Raw genomic sequence first — 24033 nt, forward strand, 5'->3', positions numbered from 1 at the left:
TTAAATATGGGGGTATTTCCGATCCCGTTAGTGGCTTAATTAGTCTGAACTCAAGCAACCAAACCCGCTGTAGCTGTCAACCCAAGAAATATAGCCTGTTGTACCAAAAACTAAGACAGATACTGTAAATCTAGTAATTAAAGAGCAATAACCCATGAAGAACATCATTTTACTTATCAGCATCAGCGTATTAACTGCCTGTAGTTTTAGTGGTTTTCAACCGCCAAGAAATACTAGTTATTGGACATTACCTGGACTTGAAAATATGGGATTTGAAGGCACTGAATATATTGATAAGAAATTTAAAGAAATGCGAGAATGTGGTATAGATCCTTTTGTAGGTGATACAAATAATGTAAAAAAGAGGCTGTGTATGGAAGAGAAGGGCTGGAGAAACACAGAAGGTTTAACTTGTGAAGTAGATTTTTTCAAAGATAATCCCGCTTGTGACGATTGGAAGCGACAACATGGGAAGTAATCATCCTATTTAAATATCAAATAATTTGTTGATAGATGAGGGTTTCTAGATGGTCAAAATAATTTATCTGCCCCTATTTTAGTTACTCCAAACAGCGAGGGGATTTAATGTTAAACCTTATTAAAGTTACAGCTTTATGCATATTTCTAACTGGCTGCCAATCCTGCCGTTTTCTGGACTGGAACTGTAGTGAGCCAAATCCTAAATGGTCTAATTCAGTTGATGAATGCCAGTTAACCCAAAGACAGATAGCTAAACAGATTTTACAAGAAAAATATTCGGATGATATACAAGATGATATAAATTATCACTGTATAAAAAATACCAACTATCAGTACAAGCAGTAATGTAGGTTTCAATTACAATGAAAATAAATCTTAGTATTTTGACTATCATGTGTGTAGCTTTAGTCAGCGGTTGCAGTTATGGAATATTCGACTGGAATCAAAAGTATTTACAAGAGCAGAATGAGGAGGCTATTAACTCAGGGTATGTATTTAATGGAACTGATGAACAGGCAGAAAAGGTAGGTAGACAATGCAAAGTTAAATTTAAAGACTTTAATTTATATAAGAAATGTCTACTGGAGAATGGATATAAAAAAGCTAATTAAACATAGAAATTAATCAAAGGAAGTCTATGATGAAGATGCTTTTTAATATTATAACAGTTGTTTTATGCTTAAGTCTGTCCGCTTGTCACTACGGTATCTTTGATTGGAACAAACAGAATATTGATAAGACTAGAGCTTATAAGCTGATAGAGAAATGTCGCAAACAACAGCAAAATATTGCAAGAAATAATTTAGGCGCTAAATATACTGATGAAGATGATACCTATATTATCAACAAGTGTATTAAAAATCATAATTACAAATTCAAATCCGATCCTAAATATAGGTAGTGATGTTAAGAAGAAAACTATGAAACCATTCCATTTTAAAGCTTTAATATTATTGGCACTACCATTGAGCATAACTTCCTGTGTATTAGGCGTTGATATGCATGGGGACTGGTGGAACAATGATTATGCAACTGATGATGAGCAATGGGTGCATCCAACACTGAGCAAGCAAGCTGCAGATAACGTAGCTGTAAAGTGTTCTGATGACGCATTGCAGAAAGTATTAGGAGTTAAATCTTTTAGCCAACTACCCAATAATAAGAAAGATGAAATTGTGAATAGATTGACTTCTGAACAATCAAAATTATCTACTATATTGAGTGAGCAATGCAAATTAGACAAAGGTTTTAAGTTCTATCCTAGGGGTATTAGTAATGACCATCCAACAGCATGCTTTGGTGAGTTAAAAAATAGACCTGGTTGTCAATCCGCTCGTTAGGCTAATTAAAAGGTTGAGTGTCATGCTCAGCTTTTTTGCTAAATTGAGAGAGGTTTACGATGAAGGTGATTTTTAATGTAATCGCAGTAGTATTAACCGCCTGCAGTTTTAGTGGTTTTAAACCCGCAACTAGTCCTTATTACTGGCATTTACCAGGTAATGATTTAACACTAGATGAATATATCGATAAAAAACATAAAGAAATGGAAGAAAGCCCATAAATAATAAATGTTATTTTTAATTGTAAGATTTTTTGTGTATCAAAGGTTTTTTTGGTTCAGTACAGATATCGATTTTAAAGGCGCAGGCAGTAGCTTATCGGTCAATGGCAGGATGATATCTGAATGCTATTTGCATTGTTGCAATACTGCACAATTTTCAAAGGCGCTACTACTATTAAATTCTTTATTGCCTAGTACCCATATTAAGGACGAATGACTGTTGTGAGGCAGATAACGGTTATTTTGGAAGCTAACTTCGCCGCGATCAAGCTGATTGGCAATGATCATATAGCCTGATGGTGAGCTGGTAAATGTATTATCCTTAATAGCTAACTTTTGAATATTAAACTGCATTAGCAGCTGTCCGCCTTGCTGTTTGCCAAGGTCATTATTGGCGACCGTATTATTAACAAGGGTAATTTGTCTGACGCCACCGCGTTGCTCATCATAGCCACCCACTGCAAGACCAGCATAGGTGCTGTTGGTGACCGTATTGCTCTCTACCCAAACATCTTCTGTCAGTTTTTGGAAGTTTTCACTGGCGACTTCGATACCAACATCATTGTTAGCCACGGTATTGTTCTGAATAAATACCTGCTTACCCCCATCGACATAAATACCACCCGCTGAAGGGTCTTCGCCTTCGTAGCCGGGATTGCCGCTGATACTATTGTGTGTGACAGTATTGCCGATGATATCGCCACGTCTAGCATAGTCGTTATCGGTCTTGGCTGTTCCTTCAAAACCAATGATGTCGATACCAATATTATTGTTATTATTGACTTGGTTGTGGTTCACTTCAAAGTTAGTGACATCCCCATTTATGACCACCGCTTCACTACGACCTAAGCTGAGATTTTCTACTCGATTATTATTAATTTGAATGTCTTTAATAGGTTGAGTACCGTAAATCGCAATGCCATGCGCATTACCCTTGTCATTATTCACACGCGTACCTAGATCATGAATATAATTATTCTCGATTAGGAGGTTATGACTACTACCAGTAACATAGATGGCAGTGGGTGTAATCTGCTCGTTATTGGTCCAAAAATTAGTAAACTCTAAGCCGCGAATGATCACATAAGCTTGGTTTTCGATATGGAACAGATGCTCATCAGCCTCGCTTGGCGTGCCGGTAATGATAATTTTGGCAGCTTGCATTGGTTGAAAGATAATCGGCTTAGCCAGTGTGCCAGAATTTTTAATATACACAGGCCCTTTATAACTGCCTGCGGCAATGTGTACCGTCGTACCCGCAGTTGCCAGATCCGCGGCTCTTTGTAGAGTGAGGATAGGGGAGCTGGCACTACCTGATGCGGTATCACTGCCCGTTGTCGCCACGTAGATATGCTGACGGGTACTATTATCGAACTGTGAATTATCAAGTGCTAAGCTGTTATCATAAAAGGCTTGGCTACTAGATATCGGTGGTTCATAAGAGGTTGTGGGAACACTTGGCTTATTGGAAACTGTGGTCGGTTCAGAAGTAGCAGGCAGGTTTGAAGCGCTGGAATCTTCCACCGAGTCTCCACCGCCGCAAGCCGGTAAGGTAAAAAATGCTAATATCAGTAAACTCATCGGCAATAGTGTTGAGAAATAGTGTTTTGGATACGACGTTGACCGACTGGTTTTAATAATATTTCCTTAGGGTGTGGTGAACATTGGGAGTAAAATGCTAACAGGTAAACATCGAACGATTAGTCCTTAATTGCTCGCACAAAAAAGACATTGTTTGCTATGTTTCGCGTAATGCTCAAAGTCCAACACTGGATAAGAGTAAGACCTATATTACTAGAACTTAATATCTATAATATAGGGAATCTAGATAAATGGTCGAAGGCGTACTGTGTTCTTAATCAGGATTAAAAAGTAGATTCATATTATTAGATTGAAGCTAATAAATATAGATTGAAACTAAAAAATACTAAAGACTTAATCATTAAAATTTCACAAAAAAGTCACTATGAAACTAACCCTTCTTAAAGTCATACTATTACTGGCAGCGCCGTTAACTATAACCTCCTGTGTACCAGGGGTAGATATGCATGGAGACTGGTGGAATAATAATTATGCCCCTGAGAAGCAGAAATGGTAACTTCAAGGAAATAATCAAAGTGATTTTGATAGGATATGGAATTCATGTGAAAAATCTGCTACTGAAAAAATCAATAATTTTGATGCTGAAATGAGGGATGAGTTAATTAAAGACGGAGTGAAACAGCTTAATATCGGCATAAATCAATATAAATTTGAACGATGCTTAATCAGCAACGGGTTTAAATTTCATCCTACGGGTATTAAAAACAATTACGCGAATAGTTGTATTGGGGATGCTAAAGATAGACCTGGCTGTCAGTCGGTTCGTTAATTTAACTAATAAGCAGTAGGAATAATTATTAACTAATCTCTATATAAACCTTTTTTATAAAAGTAGAATGCATCTATCAATAAAAGCCGCCGCATAATATGCTGCGGCTTTTTGTATAAAAAACAATATGATAGTATAGGCGCCTTATTAAAAGCGGATGTGATAATGGGCAGTTATCACATTCAGATAAAACATACCAATTAAGGTGACCTGACTGTTTGGGGCTACATTTACACTAAGGGTCATCCTTGTTTTATCATCTACTGCAAAAAAACACAAAAACTAGAAAAGCTATTTAAATTAGGGCAAACATTCATATGCAATCGAATCAAAAGAGTTTAGTTGCCAAGGGTATACCGGCAGCTGACAATACAGAGGTATTGTTTGAAGAAATAAAAATCAAGCAAGGGCTGTTAATTGGCTTAGTTACTCTAAATCGTGAGAAGTCTTTAAACGCACTGACCACCAATATGTGTAAGCTAATCAGCGCAAAGCTGACCGAGTGGGAACAGATAGATAATCTTGTAGCAGTAGTAATTCATGGTGCTGGCGAGCGTGCTTTATGTGCTGGTGGTGATATTCGTCAACTGTATCAAGCGCGCCAGCAGTGGGATGGAGAAGGCATAGCCCCGCCAGAAGCAGTTGATTTCTTCGCCAGTGAATATCATTTAGACACCCAAATGCATGAATATCATAAGCCGATTATTATCTGGGGCAGTGGTATTGTAATGGGCGGTGGTATGGGCATACTAAGTAGCAGTAGCCACCGTATTGTCACTGAGACTACCCGTGCTGCTATGCCAGAGGTTAATATTGGCTTATTTCCCGATGCAACGGGCAGTTGGTTTTTGCAGCGATTCCCTGCTAAGACTGGTTTGTTTATGGGGCTAACAGGCGCTGATGCCAATGCCAACGATGCTTTACTATGTAACTTAGCAGATTTCAAAATGGCCAGCCAAGACTTTGATGCCATGTTGCAAAGCTTATGTGAGGCTGATTGGAATGAGGCTTTAGGTCAACCCACTTTAAATAGCCTAAGCAGTAAATTACATCAAATTACCACCAAGACGCTAAGCAACTTTAGTGCACAATCTGCTGCGAATATCGAATTTGCACCAAGCAACATTGCCAAATTTATGCAGCCCATTCAAAAGCTTATGAACTGTGGTGGATTAGATAAAATAGATGATATTTTACAATCAGATGAAAATATCAAAAACTTCTGCCCAGAGCTTGCTGAAAGTGATTGGTTCAAAGCTGCAGTCGCAAACTATCGTTATGGTTGCCCGGTGACCAAAGCGATTACTTATGAGATGTATCAGCGTGCCCATAACCTATCATTAACGGAAGTGATGGCGCTTGAGACTAATGTAGCCCTTCACTGCGTCAATTACCCTGACTTTAGCGAAGGGGTGCGTGCGTTATTGGTAGATAAAGACCGTCAACCTAGGTGGAGTCGAACATTGGCTGAGTGTTTGGATGTCGAAGGACAGGCCTATATTCAAGAACATTTTGAAGCGCTACATTAGATTAACAAGCTTTGTGCTAAATTAAGCTGGTAATATGTGACAATAGCAGCAAGACAGAATTTAGTTTGCCTTGCTGCTTTTTTATTTTTTAAGACGAAAATAATCTGTTAGGATAAGCAGGTTACTATAAAGCGGTAGTTGTTATGAAGCCGCACTTTGATAGTTTTTAATTTGTTGTTAAGGATAGTAAAAATGGATTTTGCCCAACTGCCTGCACCGTCTAAGGTGAGTGCTTGGCTAGATATGGATGCGCTCGATCATAATATTGAGCTGGTTAACCAAAAGACCCAAGCGGTTAAGTTGCGCATCGCGACCAAGTCAATTCGTTCTATCGATGTTCTGCGTTACATCCAAAAAAAGACCCCTCACTTTATCGGCCTCATGTCTTACAGTGCTGCCGAGTCTGTGTATTTGCTACAAAATGGCTTTGATAATATCTTATGTGCTTATCCCACTTTAGATGCTCAAAGTGTGGCCGAGACCCTAAAATATACTCAGCAAGGCGCCACCATGATTTGGATGGCGGATCGCATTGAGCACTTGCGTCTGCTTGATGAGATAGGTGAGCAACATGGCCAAAAAATTGAGGTATGCTTAGATATCAATATGTCTATGCCACTGCCGAAGCTGTACTTTGGTACCAAGCGCTCGGCCTTAATGCGCAAAAGTGATGTCAAAAAGCTAATGGAGAAGGCGGGTGGCCTATCGCATATAAAGCTAGATGCGGTAATGGGTTATGAGGCTCAGATTGCTGGATTGGCAGAGCATATCCCGGGTAAGTCATTGCTTACCCCTGCCATTAAAGTATTAAAAAATGGCTCCAAAAAACAAGTTAGCCGTCGCCGCGCAAGCATAGTGCGCTGGATTACTGAGCAGTGGTATCAGCTTAAGCTGGTCAACGGCGGGGGTAGTGGTAGTATGGACTTTACCTCATGCCAGCCGGAAGTAACCGAGATTACGGTGGGCTCAGCTTATTATAAGCCGGCGTATTTTGATTATATGGAGAGCATGCAGCCCTTTCTCCCAGCAGCAGGGTTTGTGTTGCCAGTGACACGCCAGCCTGAAAAAGGGGTGATTACTTGCCAAGGGGGCGGTTTTATTGCTTCTGGTGCAGTGAGTGCTGATAAAGCGCCGGTAGTGCACTATCCCAAGGGTTTGTCTTTACTCCCCGATGAAGGATTTGGAGAAGTACAAACGCCATTTTCAGTGGATAATGAAGTTATAAAACAGGGCAATATGCCAAGAATTGGTGAGGCAGTGTGGTGCCGCCATGCCAAAGCCGGCGAGTTAGCTGAGCATTTTAATGAGTTGGTGTGTTATCGTGACAATGCACCACTTATAGCAGATGGAACTGCGCAAGTTATGACAACTTATCGAGGACAAGGACAATGTTTTCATTAAAACACTGGCAGACAAATAATAAGTGGGAAAACTGGGTTGGCTATGTCACCTCGGAGCCAGAACAAAAGCTTTCGGTTTATTCGGTGGAGGAGCTGCAACAAGTTATCATACAAGCCCGTGCCGACAAAAAGCGAGTTCGGGTCACTGGAGCGGCACATTCCTTTAGTGATTGTGCTAGACCTGAAGAGATCGCTGTAACTTTGCATAATATGCGCGGCTTAATCTCGGTAGATAAAGCCAATAAATTGGCTACATTGCACGCGGGCACCTATTTATATGAAATTGGGCCTGCTTTGGCTGAGCATGGCTTGGCACTCGAGAATATGGGGGATGTGCAAGCGCAGACCATTGCTGGGGCGGTCAGTACAGCCACCCACGGGACAGGTATTGGTCTAGGTTCGGTGGCTAACCAAGTTGTGGGTTGGGAGTGGATAGATGGCAAGGGCGAGTTACACAGCCATCAGCGAGGCGATGCAGATACTGATGAGTTGGGTAATGCACTACATGTCAGTCTGGGTATGCTTGGGGTATTTACCAAACTGACGTTAAAAGTTGTGGATTTATATGGCTTGCGAGAGTCCAATGAGCGCTTAGAGTTTGAACAAGGGTTGGCAAATTTTCATGATACAGCACGGGCTCATCGACATATGGAATGGTTTTTATTTCCAGGCACCAATAAGCTGCAACAAAAAACCTTGTCTTTAGTTCCCCCAAAGCCAATGCGCCGTGGCCAAAAGATGAAGGATCATTTTGACAGTATAGTTATGCTTAACGGCGCTTTTTATGTTCTCTCTGAGTTGGCTAGAATGAATCCTAAGCTGACTAAAAAGGTAAGTGAGATTTCAGCCAATTCTATTCCTAACACCCACCGCGAAGGTTACAGCTTTGAAGTGTTTCCAACGCCGCGCGGGGTTAAGTTTAATGAGTCAGAATACTTTATTAAGCTGTCAGATTTCGAGGCCTGTATCACTGAGATTAATGATATTTTATTAGAAGATAATAAATTATCACATTTTCCCATTGAGGTGCGTACACATAAGGGCGAGACGGGAATGCTAAGCCCAACACAGGGTGAAGATTGTGCGGTACTCTCGTTTCATGTATATAAAGGCATGGACTGTGAGCCTTTATTTAACTGGCTTTACGACTATATGAAAAAGTGGCAAGGTCGCCCACATTGGGGTAAGGTCAATAAGCTTAATACAGATGAGCTGCATGAGCTGTATCCGCAAATGGCACGCTTCTTGGAGATACGTGAGCAATATGATCCCGATAATGTATTTATGAATAGCTGGCTTGAACAGAAGTTTTTATCAAATTAAGGTTATTCATACTTAAGGATTCTATAACTTAAGATTTGACTAATTAATGAGTCTATAAGTAGTTAAAATAGTCGAAATAGAGTTTCCTTAATACTACTCGTTTGCAATATTTTATTGCAAACATGGTATATCTATTTGAATTCTGTTATTTTTCAATAAACACATAATCTATCGACTTCATATTAGAGACATGACCTCAAATAATACTCGTAATTTAAAATCACACTTAATAAAATCCCTCTCACTTTGTGCTGTGTTAGGCGCTATAACTGTGCCTGCCTATGCCTGTCAGGTGCCCAAAAGCTACTACTCTAATGTTTTTTGTACGGCCAGTAGTGATTATTTTATAGCCTTAAAAGACTCCGGTCAGCCGGTAGCTTTACTGGATAAGAAGGGGAGGCGAATTGCTGATTTATCGCGATACAATGGTATCGATGTCAGTAAACTCAAAGATGGGCTTATTCCGGTTCAGAGATTGGGCCGAGTAGGCTATATCAATACCTCGGGTCGAGAAGTTATTCCAGCAATCTATGACACCATTAATGGTGATAGACAAACAAAAGGTTGGTCACGTGCGGTAAGTAACAATCGTATTGTGGTGAAAAAGGGAGGTAACTTTGGGGTCATTGACACCAGTAACCGAGTCATCGTTCCTTTTTCAGCCAATAACCAAAGTATCAGTGATTTTAATGGTAACTTGGCAACCATCACAACCCGAAATGGGACTCAGTGGGTGGACATTAATGGAAGACCCACTGCAAATCCAGCCCAGACGGTTTCCAATCGCAATACCACACAGACTGCTTCAACGGCTAAGCCTGTGATAAATACCACTACAGTTATTCAAAGCCCAAGTATTACTCAAACACCAGCGCCTAGTCCAAGTTTCAGTAATACCGAAGTTTGGCAACCAGAACAGCGTGACGGTAAATGGGGCTATGTGAACTATAGCGGAGTTCCAATGATTAAGTTCTTATTCCAGCAAGCCATGCCTTTCTCTGAAGGTCTTGCAGGGGTGAAAATGGATAATAAATGGGGCTTTGTTAACTTGGCTGGCGAGTTGGTTATTCCGTTTAACTTCGAAGAATCAAAGCTTCGCCGAGGTAGGGGTACCACCTACAAAGGCGCCCAACCATTTGTGTTTACTGGCGGTAAAGCGTGGGTCGCCAATGCGCCCAATGGTGCTCAGATGTGTATTGATAATAAAGGCAATTTTGTCAGTTGCTCTTAACTGGTTGTTAGACCTTTCAGCAAAAAAAACAGTGCCTTTTGGCACTGTTTTTTTATCTAAGATAAATGGTTTATTTTAAAGCTTTTTGGCTTATGCCTGTAGACGTTTGATTAAACGCTGGGCGGTCTCTTCAGAGGACGCAGGGTTCTGACCAGTGATCAATAAGCCATCTTCGACCACATAAGACTGCCAATCTGCGCCTTTTTCATAAAGACCACCGTTTTCTTTCAGGGCATCTTCTAACAAGAAAGGTACCACGTCGCTGAGGCCAACCGCTTCTTCTTCAGTGTTACTAAAGCCGGTTACTTTCTTATCTTTCACTAAGTACTCGCCATTTACTTTTACGTTTTTCAAAGCAGCAGGGGCGTGACAAACGAAGGCCACTGGCTTATCAGAATTTACAAAATCTTCGATAAGGGCGATTGACTTCAAATCTACTGCCAAGTCCCATAACGGGCCATGACCGCCTGGATAGAATACGGCATCATAATCATCGCTGTTTATTTCAGCCAATTTATGAGTGCTGGCTAAATGCTCTTGAGCCGCGGTATCTTGTTTAAAGCGATCGGTATACTCAGTTTGAGCATCAGGCGTATCGCTACTAGGGTCTAAAGGAGGTTGACCGCCGGCTGGAGAGGCTAAAGTAATATCTGCACCAGCATCTTTAAATGCGTAGTAGGGGGCGGCAAATTCTTCTAACCAAAAGCCCGTTTTCTTACCAGTTTCAGCCAGTTTATCGTGTGAGGTTAATACCATTAATACTTTCATAGTTATTCCATTATTTATTGTGAGTTTTTTTATTTTGTTAATTTCTGCCTAAAAACTATCTACAGCTAATAGTTATTTAGGGTCAGCCACTTTTACCACTGTTTTTCCAAAATTATTACCGTATAACATGTCAACAAAACCTTCAGGGGCGTTTTGCAGACCATCAACGATATGTTCTTTGGTTTTTACTTTACCCTCAGATACCCATTTACCCATGGTCTGTAAGAACTCTGGGAAGTGATCACCATACTCTTCAAAGATAATAAAGCCCTTAACCGTTAAGCGTTTTCTTAAGATGTTACTCATAAGTAGGCTTAAGCGGTCTTTACCTTCTGGTAATTCAGTTTGGTTGTAATGAGCAGCAAGACCACATACTGGGATACGAGCATGGCCATTAAGTAGCGGTAATACCGCATCAAATACACGGCCACCTACGTTTTCGTAATAGATGTCGATACCATCTGGACACGCTGCTGCTAATTGCTGTTCAAAGTCATCAGCACGGTGATCGAGACACTGATCGAAGCCAAGCTCTTCTACCGCAAATTTGCATTTGTCTTCGCCGCCTGCCACACCAATTACTTTCAGACCATGCAGTTTACCTACTTGGCCAACAGTAGCACCCACTGGACCGGTTGCTGCGCCTACTACTAAAGTTTCACCTGCTTTTGGCTTACCAATATCGGTCAAGCCCATATATCCTGTAAATCCTGGCATACCTAACACGCCTAGACCGTATGAAGGATTGCTCATGTCTTTGGTGAGCTTATAAACCCCTTCGCCGTCGCTTACGCTATAGTCTTGCCAGCCACTATAAGCGACTACGATATCACCTTCACTAAAGCCATCGACATTAGAGTTGACCACTTGTGAGACAGTAGCGCCTAGCATGACATCACCTACTTGAAGCGGATCAGCATAGCTTTCGGCATCGCTCATGCGACCACGCATATAAGGGTCAAGTGATAGATATAAGGTGCGCAGTAGCATCTCATTATCAGCAGCGGTTGGGATTTCAGTTGTGGCTAATTCAAAATTGTCATTAACTGGTTTACCGTGTGGACGGCTGGCCAGCTTAACTTGACGATTTAAAGTATCAGATTGGGTATTGGTAAAGCTCATGGAGTTATCCTTTATTGTTATTGGGTTTATTTTATGCAGTAATTTTTATTATCGAAGGGTATTAATATATTAATAATTGTATGTTTATAATAAATGCTATGTTTAGCAGTTACTTGTTAAGTAAAGGGACACAGCTACTTATGCAGTATTCATTTTAGAGCAGGGCAGCTGTGCCTATGTCGTGCTTTTGTACCTAATTTATAACCTAACTTATTTGTAACTTAAGAGTAAATCATTAGAGTTAAAGTAATAAGTCAGGTATCCAGCAATTCAACGATAATTAAGCTTTAGCAGCACGTTGTAAAATACGACGTGAAACTTCTAAATCATTGGCTTTGTGCTCACCAAGTGCGGTCATACCGTGCGCTTCTAATTGCTTAATAATAGGCTCAATGGCGCTTTCATCTAAGTCTGCGTCAGCTAAGTTGATAGGTAGATCTAGCGCCTTAAAGAAGTCTTCGGTATAAGCAATGGCGGTTTCAATGACATCATCATCACTTAGTTGTTTATCATCGTTATTGATATTCCACACATTGCGAGCGTATTGAAGTAACTTGTCTTTTTTACTGTCTTTTAACTCACGCATTAGTGAGGGCAACACAATAGTTAAAGTGCGGGCATGATCAATATTATGTAGAGAGGTTAACTCATGACCAATCATGTGCGTGGTCCAGTCTTGTGGCACGCCAGTCCCAATTAGGCCGTTTAATGCCATGGTCGCTGTCCACATGACGTTTTTACGCACTTCTAAGTCTTCAGGATTCTCTTTAACCGCTTTACCTTCAGTAATCAGGATTTTTAAAAGACTTTCGGCAAAAGCGTCTTGTACTTTGGCATTCACCGGATAGGTTAAATACTGTTCCATAACGTGAACAAAGGCATCAGCCACGCCGTTCATGACTTGACGCTTAGGTAGAGTTAAAGTCTTAATAGGATCTAGAATTGAAAATTTTGGATAAGCAAGAGGGTTGCCAAAAGGTAGCTTCGCTTGACGCTCGCTATAGTTGATTACCCCGCCTGAGTTCATTTCAGAGCCAGTCGCTGGAATGGTCAATACTGCGCCTAAATCTACCGCTGAATCAATGTTCTTAGTATAGCTGGTCAAAGCATCCCACGCTTGCTCACGAGATACTGTGCCGTCCTCTTCTTTTAAGTGCGAAACTAACGCCACAAACTTACTGCCATCGATAACTGAACCACCACCCACAGCTAAAATAAAGTCAATATTTTGCTCATTCACCATGTCAGCCGCTTTTAGTAAAGTAGTGAACTCAGGGTTAGGCTCAATACCGCCAAATTCAAATATCTGACGCTCGCCACCATTATCTAAAGCAGTTTTAACCTCATCAAGGGTACCGGTGCGTTTTGCAGAACCACCGCCATAAGTGATTAATACCCGAGCTTTGGCAGGCACTAAGTCAGCCAATTGTTTGATTTGACCTTCACCAAATACAATGCGTACTGGGTTGTAATATTGAAAATTGTTCATAAATGTCCTTTAAGATGATTATTAAAAAAAGGTGATTAGTTAAAAGTAGTATTAAAAAGTCGTAATTAAAAAAAGGAATAGGAGGTGTTGTTAACTTGCTAAGAATCATACAGCGTTATTAGACCAGTCGTCTAGTAGCTTTACAAAACAACATAACTGATAAGTAATTGTGTTCAGTTTTTATTAACCAATCTTTTCAAGTCCAATGTCTGAGGCCGTCATTTCCCAGACTTCATCAAGTGCTGAGTTATTACGACTGGTTTTTGCGATTAAACTGGCCCCTAACCAAGCATAGTACCAACGCTTAGCGATACTCTCTGCAGAAATATTTTTAGCCCTAGGGATAGACTCTTCAGCCCAACCGGCTTCTACCTGCTCACTTATCCAGTGAATGGTTTGCTGTGAGCCATTTTCTAAAGCTTTTCGCATGGGGTCTGAGATGTCTGAGACCTCGGCGCTAAGCTTAACCATCAAACACTTTTCATGATCACACCCATTTTGTTGGGTGTTATGCCAATACTGGAAGTACTTAGACAGCTTCTGTTGCGCACTAATGTCTTGTGAAGAAATAGTATTCAAGCGATGCTTATAATGCTCAAAGTAACTTTGGATAATGGCTTCGCCGAACGCTTCTTTGGAAGCAAAGTAATGATAAAAAGAACCTTTGGGCACGCCAGCGGTGTCAAGTATTTTCTTAATGCCTACTGCAGTAAAGCCTTTTTGTGCCAACAGCTGATAGCCAGTGGCGAGTAAATGTGACTTGGTATTGCTGGGAGGGTGTTGAAAAAAATCAATATTTTTTACATCAGTATTTGAATCAGTAATAGTTATATTATGGCTAGTCATAGTCAGTCCATATGGGTATTAATTATTTTGTATATGATAATGTTACCACAGGCGCTTAGTTCGTTTGTTTATGGTTGTATCCTAACGACTAAATACCCCCAATAGCTTACAATCATCCAATACTGATACTTAGAATTGAAGCTTATTAACCAAATACTGCGACGATATACCCATACCTAGCCAGCGATATATGAGCTAGCAATACAATTAGAGAGCACCATGAATATATTAAAACCCATTACTATTGGCGGCCAAGAATTTAAAAACCGTGTCTTATTTCCGCCACTAACTACGGGCTATGAAGACAAAGATGGCACCATTAATGAGCAAAGTCGCGCCTTTTATACCCGATTAGCAAAGGGGGGTGTTGGATATATCGTGTTGGGAGATGTGGCACCCATTCCTAGCTTTGCAGTGACCCCAAAGCTTTATGATGACAGTCAAATTGATTGCTTCCGGCAGTTGGCTGACAATGTCCACGCTTATGGAGCCAAACTTGGGGTACAGATATTTCACCCAGAATATAACAGTGAAGTCCTGAATGCCTTGTTTGCGGCAGGGAAGATGGAAGAAGTGCGCTCTCAACTGCACCATGACATGGATCACTTTGTGAATGAGGTGACGCCAGAGGAACTAGACCAAATTATCGATAAAATGTGCGCCTGTGCCTTACGTGCTCAGCAGGCAAGTGTTGATGTGGTTAGTATTCATGGAGATAGATTGGTCGGGGCTTTGTGTAGTCCGATTATGAATACTCGTAGCGATGAGTTTGGGGGCTCTTTAGAGAACCGTACTCGATTTGCCTTGATGCTGGTAAAAGCCATGAAGGCTGCTGTGCCTGAGATGGTGATTGAATACAAATTGCCAGTAATTACGCCTGAGCGTGGTAAAGGTGGGGTAAGTATTGATGAGGCACCAATATTTGCCCAGTGGTTGGAGCAGGCTGGCGTAGATATGCTGCATGTGGCTCAGGCAAACCATACTGGTAATATGGCAGATACCATTCCGCCAATGGGTGTGTAGCCTTATTGCTTCTTTGCAGATATCACCGCCTTAGTGAAGAGTGTGGTTTCAATTCCAGTCAGTACTTCTGGGCGCATTATAGACCCTGCTATGTCAGAGGCTCTACTCAATGAGGGCAAAGCGGATATGGTCGGTATAGGCCGCGCTTTACTTGCTGACCCTGACTGGGTGAATAAAACTCTTGCTGGTCGTCCGCAAGATATTATCCGCTGCATAGGCTGTAATGAAGGTTGTGTTGATACGGTTCTTAATCGCTCGTTTATCGCTTGTGTGGTGAATGCCGAGAATGGTTTCGAAGCGGTTCGATTTATCACCCCTGCTGAGCAGCGTAAAAAAGTAGTGGTGATTGGTGGTGGCCCTGCTGGATTAGAGGCGGCTCGAGTGGCTGCTACTAAGGGTCACGAAGTGACGCTTTTCGAAAAACAAAACTATCTAGGCGGTCAGCTCAATATTGCCTCGGTACCACCTAGAAAGATTGAAATTCGTCGCAGTATCGAAGATTTAACTCAGGCCTGTCAACAAGTTGGTGTTCAGATTCACCAAGGTCATGAGGCTGATACGGATAGTATTCTCGCTTTATCGCCAGACGCTGTGATTGTTGCTACTGGTGCCAATAGCTTTATGCCACCTATTGTCGGTATAGACGACTCTCGGGTTTGCGATGCTTGGAAAGTGCTGGCAGGTGAGCAGCAAGCTACAGGACGTGTGGTAATCATCGGTGGTGGCATCGTTGGTTGTGAGACTGCCGAATATCTTGCAGAGCAAGGTTGCCAAGTGGCGATCGTCGAGATGAGTGATAAAGTAGGGGCGGGCATCGGTATTACTGTATTGCCGAGTGTCCTAGAAACTTATCGCCGTTATGGGGTCACTCAGCATCCAGGTCTTAAAGTGACTCGCATTGAGCCAAACCATTTTCAGGAAGCTCAAGTTCAAGAAGCACAAGAGGGTCAGCAATCATCGTATGAATTAAATATTGTTTGCGAAGATCAACAAGGCAACATTGTTCCTTTTGTTGCAGATTTTGCGGTCATCGCTAGTGGGGCACGCCCGCAAGTCTTTGATAGCAGTGACTTATTGGCACAAGGCATTGAGGTTGTTGAGGTGGGAGACTGCGTGAAAGTAGCGGATATCTCGCATGCGATAAAGACCGCCTATGATGCTGCTAATTCGATATAGGAGCTTGGCTCTTTAAACCTGAGCTGTGTTATCTGAGTTGATTTTTATCTGAACGTTTTAGGGTAGTCATCGAGTCTAACCACCCCCAAAACTCTATACTCGCTGACAACCAGGTCCGCTGAGCTGACTGTGGCCACCAGACAGTTTTTCTACCTTAATCTGAGTGTGAATGCGTTCTTTTAGTGCGTGGACATGAGAGATTACCCCAATTAGCTTGCCTTCTTGTTGTAGGCTGGTTAGGGTATCTAGCGCAATATCTAATGAATCCTCATCAAGAGTACCAAAGCCTTCATCTAAAAACAGTGAGTCTACGCGGATATTATGACTGGCCATTTTTGATAATCCCAGAGCTAGGGCTAAACTTATAATAAAGCCTTCACCACCTGATAAGTTTTTGGTACTGCGAATCTCCCCACCTTGATAGTTATCAATGACATTTAGCTCTAGAGGGTTCTTTTCATCGCGTATTAATAGATATCGATCACTCATTTTGTGTAGCTGAGTATTGGCATTGACGACCATGATATCGAAGGTTAGTCCTTGGGCGAAGGTTCTAAACTTTTTGCCATCGCTTGAGCCGATTAGTTTGTGTAACTCATTCCACGTCTGCAATACCTTGTCTTGTTTTTCAATTTCTTCAAAGACTTCAGATTGTTTGCTTTTATTCAACTCATTGCTATTAATGCGTTCCTCTAAAGAGCCAAGCTGTTGGCTAATCTCATCTTTGAGCTGCTTGGTTTCTTCTAGCTTTGTGGCCAAGCTGTCCTGAGTTTCAGTGGTTATCGCTTCAGCAGCTTGTTCCGCTAATTGCTTTTCATAATCTAGCTTATTTTGTTTACAGCGCTCTATCTGAGTCAAAATTTGTTGTTGGCGCTCGGCAAGCTGCTGACGCTCTTCATGGGGCATGTCGGCCTTAAGAAACGCCGCTTCATCCTCAAACTGGTATTTAGCCAATAGCTGTTCAAAATCCTTATCTAAGGCAGTCATAGCAGTGAGCTCATCGACCAACTTTTTTGATACCTGTTGTTGACGCTGCTCAGTATCTTCATAGCGCTGCTTGTTCGATTGATAGGACTCACGAGCCGAAGCAAGCGCAGTTTTAGCAGTATCTAAAAGCTGCTGCAGGCGAGTTTGCTCAGCATCTACATCTTTCTCACCAAACAATTTAAAGCGTTCGGTTTGTAGTGTGGCCAATTGTTCTTCGGCCTGCTTTAGTAGATTAGTTAAGTCTTCAAACTCGGATTGTTGACTGTTAAGTTGTTGTGAGTTGCCCTCTATTCGTGACTGCAAAGCGCTTAGTTGCTGTTCAAGCTCTCCCTTTTTCTGGGTTTTATCTACAAAAAGTTGCTCTAATTTTCTTAGCAGATGACAAAAGTCACGTACAGGCTGTAGCACAGAATCATAGTGCTCTTTATCGAATATGTTTTGCTGTTTAGTTGCCTCACCAAGTTTATCAAGTGCTTTCTTTGCATTATCTATCACAGAGAAATCTAACGAGGAATCCAAATCTTCAATAGAGTCCATTGAGTGGGATTGATAGCCATCCAGTAACTTCTGTAAATCTGTAGCAGTTGTAGCTAAGCTCTTAAAGTTAGTAGTTATCCGAGATTCTAAGAGTTTGTTTTCTTGCTGTTTTTCTTTTTCAGTACTTTCTAAATTATTAACAACACTAGAATGCTGTTTAAAATCAGCCTCAAGATCATTTATCTGCTTTGATTTTTGATTTAATTGTTGTTGCAGCTCATCAAACTGGTTCAAGGTTAAGTTGATATTGTCTTTTTTGGCAGTGAGCGACTCATTAAAAGAAGCAATAGTTGTTTTAAGTGCCTTCAGCTTATGCAGGCTTTTTATTGCCGCGGTTAAGTGCTCATTATCAATAGTAGCTTTCGCATTTTGTTGAGAGTTTGACTGATTGTCTGTGCTATTGAGAGCGTTCTCTACACTTGAGGTTACCACTGCAAGCGTATCGGTTGATAGGTCTAATAACCCACTGTCGTTATAACTTTGCTTCAGACTGTCTGTATAAGAGGCTATAGTCCGTCTATGACTATTGACGCTGTTATTAACTTCAAGCAGCTGACTGTGAGTTTGCTGAAGAGAACTACGAATTTGTAGAATCTGATGAGTATAGGCTTGCTCCGCCGTGGCTAGGTTAATGCGATATTCAGACAGCGTGGCTTCACTGTCATTAATTTGATTCAATAGAACCTCGATGCCTTGCTTGGCTTCAGCTAGGGCCGAATCATTTTTGTGGTCTGAATTGTTTTGTAGCAAGTGCGGATGATTGTCGGCATAAGGATGCTCCTTTGAGCCACATAAAGGGCAGGGGCTATCTTGCTCCAATAAAACAATATAATCCTCAAGCTTAGACTCTAATTGAGCCACTTTTTGCATCAACTCTAATTTTTGCTGTTCATCTTGATGTTTTTGTTTAAGCTGTTCAAGGGTCTGTTGTTGCTGTGCAATGTTGGCTGTTATTTGTGGCACAGCGGCCGCAAGTTCTGGCAGTTTGGCAGTCATTTTCTCTAAAGCGGTGTCTTGCTGTGATATACGATTTAACTCGATGCTGAGACTATCAAGTGTATAACGGCTGTCATCGAGCTGGTTGAGTTGCTGACGCAAATGGCTGGCCTCGTTACTACCAAGCAGCTGCTTTTGTTGCTGCTGCATCGTTGCCAAAGCGGAATGATGCTGTTGTAGGTTTTGTTCTACTTGATTTTGCAGTTGTTTTTTTTGGTTGATAGTAACTAACAAACTCTCTATCTCATTAACTAAGTCAGTTCTTGTTTTTTTATGGTTGGCATTATCAGATAAGGCACTGCTAATGGTCTTTCCATATTGTATTAAATCTCTTATATCGCCACTTAGCTGGCTGTGATTGCCAAACTTGCTAAATAGGAGGTTAAGGCTATCAAGACTTTTTTGGGTCTCAGTAAGTTGCTGCTGGTCGGTATTGAGAACCTGATTAAGGCCATCAAGTTTTGACTTTGCTGTCTGCTGCTGTCGTTCAAAGTCAGCCACCGTTTTCTTCTGGGTTTGAATGCTTTGATCCAGTGATCGTGTTTGTTTAATTACGGGCTGAGCTTGTTGAAGCTCATTGTCAGCCGCAGTTACTAAGGAATTAGCTTGTTCTCTATGACTCTCGCTAGCATCAAGCGTCTGCTTTAACTGCGGCAAACTGTCTTCAAGCTTTTGCTGCTCGGCTTTAAGATCAGTCGTTACTTGACGTTGATTTTTTAACTCGCCAAATTTATCTTTAATCTCTAAAGCACGGGTGGCGTTATTTAAGCGAATTGCGTCAGTAGCAAAGTCTGCTTTTTGTTGTGTTGCAAAATCCAATTGCTCACTAAAGTTTTGGATTTGCTGCTTTAAGGTATGGATATTCTCTAGCCATTTTATTTGATTGACCAGCGTAGTTTCTTGTTCGGTGGTTTGCTGGCGTTTGGTTTGTAGCTGGTCAGCCTCTAGTTTTAATTCGGCTTCCTCCTCATTAGATAGTAGAGAAAGTCCTTCAAGACCGGCTTTTAGGGTCGTCAGCTTTTGTTCTTCGAGTTTTCTCTTCTCATGAGTCTGCTGAGAGATAGTGGCATAGATATCAGTACCGGTAATTTTCTCTAGGATATCGGCACGTTCGTCAGCTTTGGCGCTTAAAAATGCCGCAAAACTACCTTGAGCCAATAAAATAGAGCGGGTGAACTGCTGGAAGTCCATACGGGTCAATTCAACGATCTTCTTTTTGGTTAAAGAAGACTTCTCTTCGATAATGGTACCGGCCTTATGGCCTAATCCGTCATTGGCATAAGAAATGACATGCTCAGTGTCTTGTAAGCTGCCATCAGGCTTATTGTAGGCACGGCGCTGTTTCCAGTGGCAACGATAATGGGTGCCATTAATGTCTATTACTACCTCAGCCATACATTCGGCGGTTTGACGGGTCATTACTTCATTGGTCGATTTACTAATGGTACCGATACGTGGCGTCTCACCATATAGCGCCAAGCACATGGCATCCAAAATGGTGGTCTTACCGGCCCCTGTATCGCCAGTAATCGCAAATATTCCCTCATTAACATAAGCCTCATCGTCAAAGTTAATGAGCCATTCTCCTTTTAAGGAGTTAAGGTTTTTTAATCGCAGTTCAATTAGACGCATGATAAGGGTAACCGTCGTTTATAAATATATGAAATAAGTTGAGGGATTAAGGTCAAAGCTTGAACGTTATTCTGCCATCTTGTCATCGTGTTTGATGTTATACAGTATCTCAGAGTAAGCATCTATTAACTTTGGACGCTGAGCTTCTGAAATCTGATTAATATCTAGGCAGCGCTGAAACACTTCTAGTTCATCTAAATCTTGTAGGGTTTCATTGCTATTTTCTGATTGAAGGATACGGTCATAAGTTCGATTGTTCTTTGTTTTTAACACATCAAGCTGAGTGTCCTCAATGAGCGCATTAATTTGGTCACGTAGGTCAGTGACGATTTCATCGCCATCATAAATGACCTCAAGCCATATCGACTCATCTTTGGGTAAAGAAGCAATGGTTTGATGAATATAAGGTAGGTCACCTTTAATTTGCATTAACCTTTGAAAGCAGGGCACAGCAATGGACAGCAATTGCATGGCCTTTTCATTATCGTTAAACAGTACTTTATGTGAGGATTCAGCATCTTCGTCATTTACAACAGAGGTGTCAGGTAAGCTATTTATCGAGTTATCAACTGTGGTGTCAGTTTCTTCTTCATCTGCAAACCAGTCTCCAAATAAATCTGCTTGTTGTGCTTCAGCCAGTTTTTTTGCTTGTGATGCAGACTTGGTAGGCTGTGTGGCCGTGCTTACCTTAGAAGAACTGGTGTTAGAAAGGCCGACCTGAGCGTTATTTTTAGCTGCTTTATCTTCAGTAGCAGATAGATTTAAGTCCTCAATAGCAGTACCAAATTGTAATAAAAGCACCTGCTTTTGCTGGCGAGCTTCCCCAAAGCCCATAGCAATGGGTGAGCCACAATAGCGAATATGCTCACGACCACCTACCTTTTGCGGTACATGCAAATGACCCAAAGCCACATAATCAAAGCAGTCATTAAATAATTCGGCAGATACTTGACCCAATGAGCCGACATAGAGGTCGCGCACCCCATCATCTTCTGTGGTCTTACTGCCGGCGGCGAACAAATGCCCGGTGGCAATAATCGGGATATGTCTTTGGTGTTGGTCACCTAATGCTGCTTGTTGAGCTTTGGCTATTTGCGCCACTTGATCATAGTGATGCTGTATACCTGCCAGCACCATCTTGTCTTTATCTAATGTCGATTCACCCGGTAAGCTTAGACGCACATCACGGTCTCGGAGATAAGGTACGGCGGCAATAAGACACTGCGGCTCACCGTGCTTGTCTTTTAATAACAGCACTTCGTTCTCAAAGTTTTCACAAGCGGTACCGATGACATGCACACTCAGATATTTAAGTATCTCTGCAGGGGCGTCTAAGAAACTTGGCGAATCATGGTTACCTGCCACTATCACTACATGATCGCAATACAACTGCGATATTTCACCTAAGAACCGATAATACAAATTTTGCGCTCGGTTGCTTGGTGTCATGGTATCGAAGATATCGCCAGCGACAATAAGAACATCTACTTTATAGTCTTGAATGGTCTGGGTCAGCCATGCCAAAAAAGCTTCAAATTCGTCATAGCGCATATTGCCATACAGTCGGCGGCCTAGATGCCAGTCGGAGGTGTGCAATACGGTTAAAGGCTTGGTATTGATAGGCAGTTTGTTAGAGTTCGACATAGAGACAAATACAACGCAATAAGGGGTGATAAATCTGCTCAATTAAAAGCAGCAACGAGGACTAAAATATCATACCACAAATAATTTTAAGCGGGCTTGTTACAGCTTTGATAGCCAGACTTATTGCCATGAAAGTTAGAGCAAAAAAGTTGTAGAGTTGAATTATAAAGCTAGGTTGTTGGGAGGTCGTAGCGTATTTAGTGTATGATGCCGTGTTGAAATATTATTAAATATGCTGAAATATAAAGGTAAGTCCGTGTTTATAAAATCAAGTCAATATTTACAGTGGGAAGAGGGCAGTACCGAGCACAAAGCCCGCTGGTTATCACAAAGTAATCATGCCCCGCCCAAACGTATCGTTATAATCGATGACACCATCACCGCCGATGAGGCTTATCGCTTAGCCAATGCTGGCACCTCAATGCTTTGGCGCGGTGATTATCATAATGCTAAGCAGCTTATCCAAGCTTTACAGCGCCGTATCGACCGTGCTGAACAAAGAAAAATAGAGAAGGCTGAAAAAAAGGCCACGCAAGACGCTCACAGTTCAAGATCTTCCTTAGGGTCACAAGATCTGCCTCAACTATTTCATAAAAACCGCCTAGCTCAAAGTCAGCGCTCGCGTTTACTAGGCCGTCTTCTATTATCATTCGATGCCAATTATCAGCTGAATCTTCGCCGAGCCCCTGAGGTGAGTGAAGCATGTGCGGCTGCTTTTGGTGAAATGAATGAAGCCTGTGTAATGTCATTCCGAGACTTACAGGGAGCTTTAGGGGCGGCGCAATGGCGTAAAAAAGGGGTGCCAGTTAAAGCTTTAGGCATCTCAGTTCACCCTCATTACGGTGTGTTTGCACCCACGCGTCAAGAATACGTGCAATTACTGCTTGATGCACCTCTGCCTGATAGCTGTGATGTTGCTTATGACATTGGTACCGGTACGGGATTACTTGCCATCGTGTTGGCCAAGCGGGGTGTTAAGCAAATTATTGCTACTGACTTAAATCCGCGTGCCTTGGATTGTGCTCAGGATAATTTTGATTGTTTAGGTCTATCCAATGTACAGTTGCAGCAAGCTGATTTATTTCCCACTGCTGCACCGCCTGCGAACCTAATAGTTTGTAATCCGCCGTGGCTGCCTGCTAAACCTAGCTCGCCTTTGGAATATTCAATATATGATGCCAACAGTGCCATGCTTCGAGGCTTGTTAATGGGAGCAAAGCAACATTTGGCAGAGTCAGGAGAGGTTTGGCTAATACTGTCAGACTTAGCTGAGCATTTAAAGCTGCGTACTCGTGAAGATTTAATAGGCTGGATTGAGGAAGCTGGCTTGAAGGTCAAATATCGTCTGGATACTGAACCAACGCATGGCAAAAGCCAAGATGAAAGCGATCCATTATTTGCAGCGCGTAGTGCGGAGGTCACTTCACTTTGGTGTTTGTGTTAGTGATTACCTTATATTTTGATATAAAAAGTTTTTTTAAAATATCTAATTTAAAAGTAAAACAGTCATCAATGTCTTTTCTTTTAAGTATAGTTTAAGTATAATTATTTTACGCAAGTGTAACATTTAAGAATTATTTTTACATAAAGAAGGGATTGAGTTTATGAGTGGAATGACTAAGCCCAGTAAAGGACCAAATGATAAGTTTTGTAATGAGTGCGGCAAAGTAATTAATTCTAAAGCAGAAATCTGTCCTCATTGCGGTGTAAGACAAAAAGGTACTACTAACTCTGGGTCATCGAGTACCATTAAAACAATATTAAAGTGGATATTAATAGTGTTCTTAATACTATTTGTCATTGGCTTTATTATTGGAATGATGGAGGATGAGGGTTCTACTTATCAAGAAGATAATATTACCTCATCGAGTAATGAGTCAGTTTTAGAAGTGTCCCCAGGAAATACCCCCATATTTAA

Annotated in this window: 17 protein-coding genes and 3 pseudogenes; 13 read left to right on the forward strand and 7 right to left on the reverse strand. The window is 41.5% G+C overall.

The window, feature by feature from the left end:
* Positions 1–154: 154 nt before the first annotated feature.
* From B3S92_RS09395 to B3S92_RS09410, 4 genes are all read left to right on the forward strand, one after another.
* Positions 155–478: a hypothetical protein gene (locus B3S92_RS09395; protein ID WP_296205325.1), complete on the forward strand. Its 324-nt coding sequence runs from the start codon at positions 155–157 to the stop codon at positions 476–478.
* 364 nt (positions 479–842) lie between these two features.
* Positions 843–1091, forward strand: a complete 249-nt coding sequence (locus B3S92_RS09400) for a hypothetical protein (protein WP_296205326.1) — start codon at positions 843–845, stop codon at positions 1089–1091.
* 210 nt (positions 1092–1301) lie between these two features.
* The gene (locus tag B3S92_RS09405; protein WP_296205329.1) at positions 1302–1820 is read left to right on the forward strand and encodes a hypothetical protein; all 519 of its coding nucleotides are present in this window, start codon (positions 1302–1304) and stop codon (positions 1818–1820) included.
* Between the two features lie 59 nt (positions 1821–1879).
* Positions 1880–2041, forward strand: coding sequence for a hypothetical protein (locus B3S92_RS09410; protein WP_296205331.1), 162 nt, complete (start codon positions 1880–1882; stop codon positions 2039–2041).
* Positions 2042–2167: 126 nt separating this feature from the next.
* Here B3S92_RS09410 and B3S92_RS09415 read toward each other — a convergent pair whose 3' ends face one another.
* The gene (locus tag B3S92_RS09415) at positions 2168–3565 is read right to left on the reverse strand and encodes a right-handed parallel beta-helix repeat-containing protein (protein WP_296205332.1); all 1398 of its coding nucleotides are present in this window, start codon (positions 3563–3565) and stop codon (positions 2168–2170) included.
* Positions 3566–3781: 216 nt separating this feature from the next.
* On the opposite strand from B3S92_RS09415, the pseudogene B3S92_RS09420 reads away from it, so the two are divergent.
* From B3S92_RS09420 to B3S92_RS09440, 5 genes and pseudogenes are all read left to right on the forward strand, one after another.
* Positions 3782–3868, forward strand: a pseudogene (locus B3S92_RS09420) (IS5/IS1182 family transposase); the annotation flags it as partial.
* A gap of 861 nt (positions 3869–4729) precedes the next feature.
* On the forward strand, positions 4730–5941 hold the full coding sequence (locus B3S92_RS09425) for an enoyl-CoA hydratase/isomerase family protein (RefSeq protein WP_296205334.1): 1212 nt from the start codon (positions 4730–4732) through the stop codon (positions 5939–5941).
* A gap of 192 nt (positions 5942–6133) precedes the next feature.
* Positions 6134–7342: an alanine racemase gene (locus B3S92_RS09430; protein WP_296205336.1), complete on the forward strand. Its 1209-nt coding sequence runs from the start codon at positions 6134–6136 to the stop codon at positions 7340–7342.
* Positions 7330–8664 carry a D-arabinono-1,4-lactone oxidase gene (locus tag B3S92_RS09435; protein ID WP_296205338.1) on the forward strand — a complete coding sequence of 445 codons (1335 nt, stop codon included), beginning with the start codon at positions 7330–7332 and terminating at the stop codon, positions 8662–8664. Before B3S92_RS09430 ends, B3S92_RS09435 begins: the two co-directional genes overlap by 13 nt.
* A 271-nt stretch (positions 8665–8935) precedes the next feature.
* The gene (locus B3S92_RS09440) at positions 8936–9895 is read left to right on the forward strand and encodes a WG repeat-containing protein (RefSeq protein WP_296205343.1); all 960 of its coding nucleotides are present in this window, start codon (positions 8936–8938) and stop codon (positions 9893–9895) included.
* Between the two features lie 90 nt (positions 9896–9985).
* Here the strand turns inward: B3S92_RS09440 and B3S92_RS09445 are convergent, their stop codons facing one another.
* From B3S92_RS09445 to B3S92_RS09460, 4 genes are all read right to left on the reverse strand, one after another.
* Positions 9986–10663: a type 1 glutamine amidotransferase domain-containing protein gene (locus tag B3S92_RS09445; RefSeq protein WP_296205344.1), complete on the reverse strand. Its 678-nt coding sequence runs from the start codon at positions 10661–10663 to the stop codon at positions 9986–9988.
* 72 nt (positions 10664–10735) lie between these two features.
* Complete coding sequence (locus B3S92_RS09450) at positions 10736–11785, reverse strand: NADP-dependent oxidoreductase (RefSeq protein ID WP_296205346.1); 1050 nt, start codon at positions 11783–11785, stop codon at positions 10736–10738.
* Between the two features lie 280 nt (positions 11786–12065).
* Positions 12066–13274: an iron-containing alcohol dehydrogenase gene (locus B3S92_RS09455; RefSeq protein ID WP_296205348.1), complete on the reverse strand. Its 1209-nt coding sequence runs from the start codon at positions 13272–13274 to the stop codon at positions 12066–12068.
* A gap of 183 nt (positions 13275–13457) precedes the next feature.
* Complete coding sequence (locus tag B3S92_RS09460; RefSeq protein ID WP_296205349.1) at positions 13458–14120, reverse strand: TetR/AcrR family transcriptional regulator; 663 nt, start codon at positions 14118–14120, stop codon at positions 13458–13460.
* 219 nt (positions 14121–14339) lie between these two features.
* On the opposite strand from B3S92_RS09460, the pseudogene bilR reads away from it, so the two are divergent.
* Positions 14340–15329: pseudogene (bilR, locus tag B3S92_RS09465) on the forward strand (bilirubin reductase); the annotation flags it as partial.
* 87 nt (positions 15330–15416) lie between these two features.
* A complete protein-coding gene (locus tag B3S92_RS09470; RefSeq protein ID WP_296205354.1) occupies positions 15417–16319 on the forward strand; it encodes an FAD-dependent oxidoreductase in 903 nt (300 codons plus the stop codon).
* Positions 16320–16412: 93 nt separating this feature from the next.
* Here the strand turns inward: B3S92_RS09470 and B3S92_RS09475 are convergent, their stop codons facing one another.
* Both B3S92_RS09475 and B3S92_RS09480 read right to left on the reverse strand, forming a co-directional pair.
* Positions 16413–20471, reverse strand: coding sequence for an AAA family ATPase (locus B3S92_RS09475; protein ID WP_296205350.1), 4059 nt, complete (start codon positions 20469–20471; stop codon positions 16413–16415).
* A gap of 66 nt (positions 20472–20537) precedes the next feature.
* Positions 20538–22115 carry an exonuclease SbcCD subunit D C-terminal domain-containing protein gene (locus tag B3S92_RS09480; protein ID WP_296205351.1) on the reverse strand — a complete coding sequence of 526 codons (1578 nt, stop codon included), beginning with the start codon at positions 22113–22115 and terminating at the stop codon, positions 20538–20540.
* 232 nt (positions 22116–22347) lie between these two features.
* Here B3S92_RS09480 and B3S92_RS09485 point away from each other — a divergent pair, with 232 nt between their 5' ends.
* The gene (locus tag B3S92_RS09485; RefSeq protein ID WP_296205353.1) at positions 22348–23559 is read left to right on the forward strand and encodes a class I SAM-dependent methyltransferase; all 1212 of its coding nucleotides are present in this window, start codon (positions 22348–22350) and stop codon (positions 23557–23559) included.
* A 160-nt stretch (positions 23560–23719) separates the two neighbouring features.
* A pseudogene (locus B3S92_RS09490) lies at positions 23720–24033 on the forward strand (hypothetical protein); the annotation flags it as partial.

It is taken from the genome of Psychrobacter sp. UBA3962 (assembly GCF_002385225.1).
GTDB lineage: Bacteria > Pseudomonadota > Gammaproteobacteria > Pseudomonadales > Moraxellaceae > Psychrobacter.

Excerpts from the sequence above, each read along its gene's own strand:
- B3S92_RS09395 (WP_296205325.1), top strand. The coding sequence starts at position 155 with ATGAAGAACATCATTTTACTTATCAGCATCAGCGTATTAACTGCCTGT.
- B3S92_RS09400 (WP_296205326.1), top strand. The coding sequence starts at position 843 with ATGAAAATAAATCTTAGTATTTTGACTATCATGTGTGTAGCTTTAGTC.
- B3S92_RS09405 (WP_296205329.1), top strand. The coding sequence starts at position 1,302 with ATGAAGATGATACCTATATTATCAACAAGTGTATTAAAAATCATAATT.
- B3S92_RS09410 (WP_296205331.1), top strand. The coding sequence starts at position 1,880 with ATGAAGGTGATTTTTAATGTAATCGCAGTAGTATTAACCGCCTGCAGT.
- B3S92_RS09425 (WP_296205334.1), top strand. The coding sequence starts at position 4,730 with ATGCAATCGAATCAAAAGAGTTTAGTTGCCAAGGGTATACCGGCAGCT.
- B3S92_RS09430 (WP_296205336.1), top strand. The coding sequence starts at position 6,134 with ATGGATTTTGCCCAACTGCCTGCACCGTCTAAGGTGAGTGCTTGGCTA.
- B3S92_RS09435 (WP_296205338.1), top strand. The coding sequence starts at position 7,330 with ATGTTTTCATTAAAACACTGGCAGACAAATAATAAGTGGGAAAACTGG.
- B3S92_RS09445 (WP_296205344.1), bottom strand. The coding sequence starts at position 10,663 with ATGAAAGTATTAATGGTATTAACCTCACACGATAAACTGGCTGAAACT.
- B3S92_RS09450 (WP_296205346.1), bottom strand. The coding sequence starts at position 11,785 with ATGAGCTTTACCAATACCCAATCTGATACTTTAAATCGTCAAGTTAAG.
- B3S92_RS09455 (WP_296205348.1), bottom strand. The coding sequence starts at position 13,274 with ATGAACAATTTTCAATATTACAACCCAGTACGCATTGTATTTGGTGAA.
- B3S92_RS09460 (WP_296205349.1), bottom strand. The coding sequence starts at position 14,120 with ATGACTAGCCATAATATAACTATTACTGATTCAAATACTGATGTAAAA.
- B3S92_RS09475 (WP_296205350.1), bottom strand. The coding sequence starts at position 20,471 with ATGCGTCTAATTGAACTGCGATTAAAAAACCTTAACTCCTTAAAAGGA.
- B3S92_RS09480 (WP_296205351.1), bottom strand. The coding sequence starts at position 22,115 with ATGTCGAACTCTAACAAACTGCCTATCAATACCAAGCCTTTAACCGTA.
- B3S92_RS09485 (WP_296205353.1), top strand. The coding sequence starts at position 22,348 with ATGCTGAAATATAAAGGTAAGTCCGTGTTTATAAAATCAAGTCAATAT.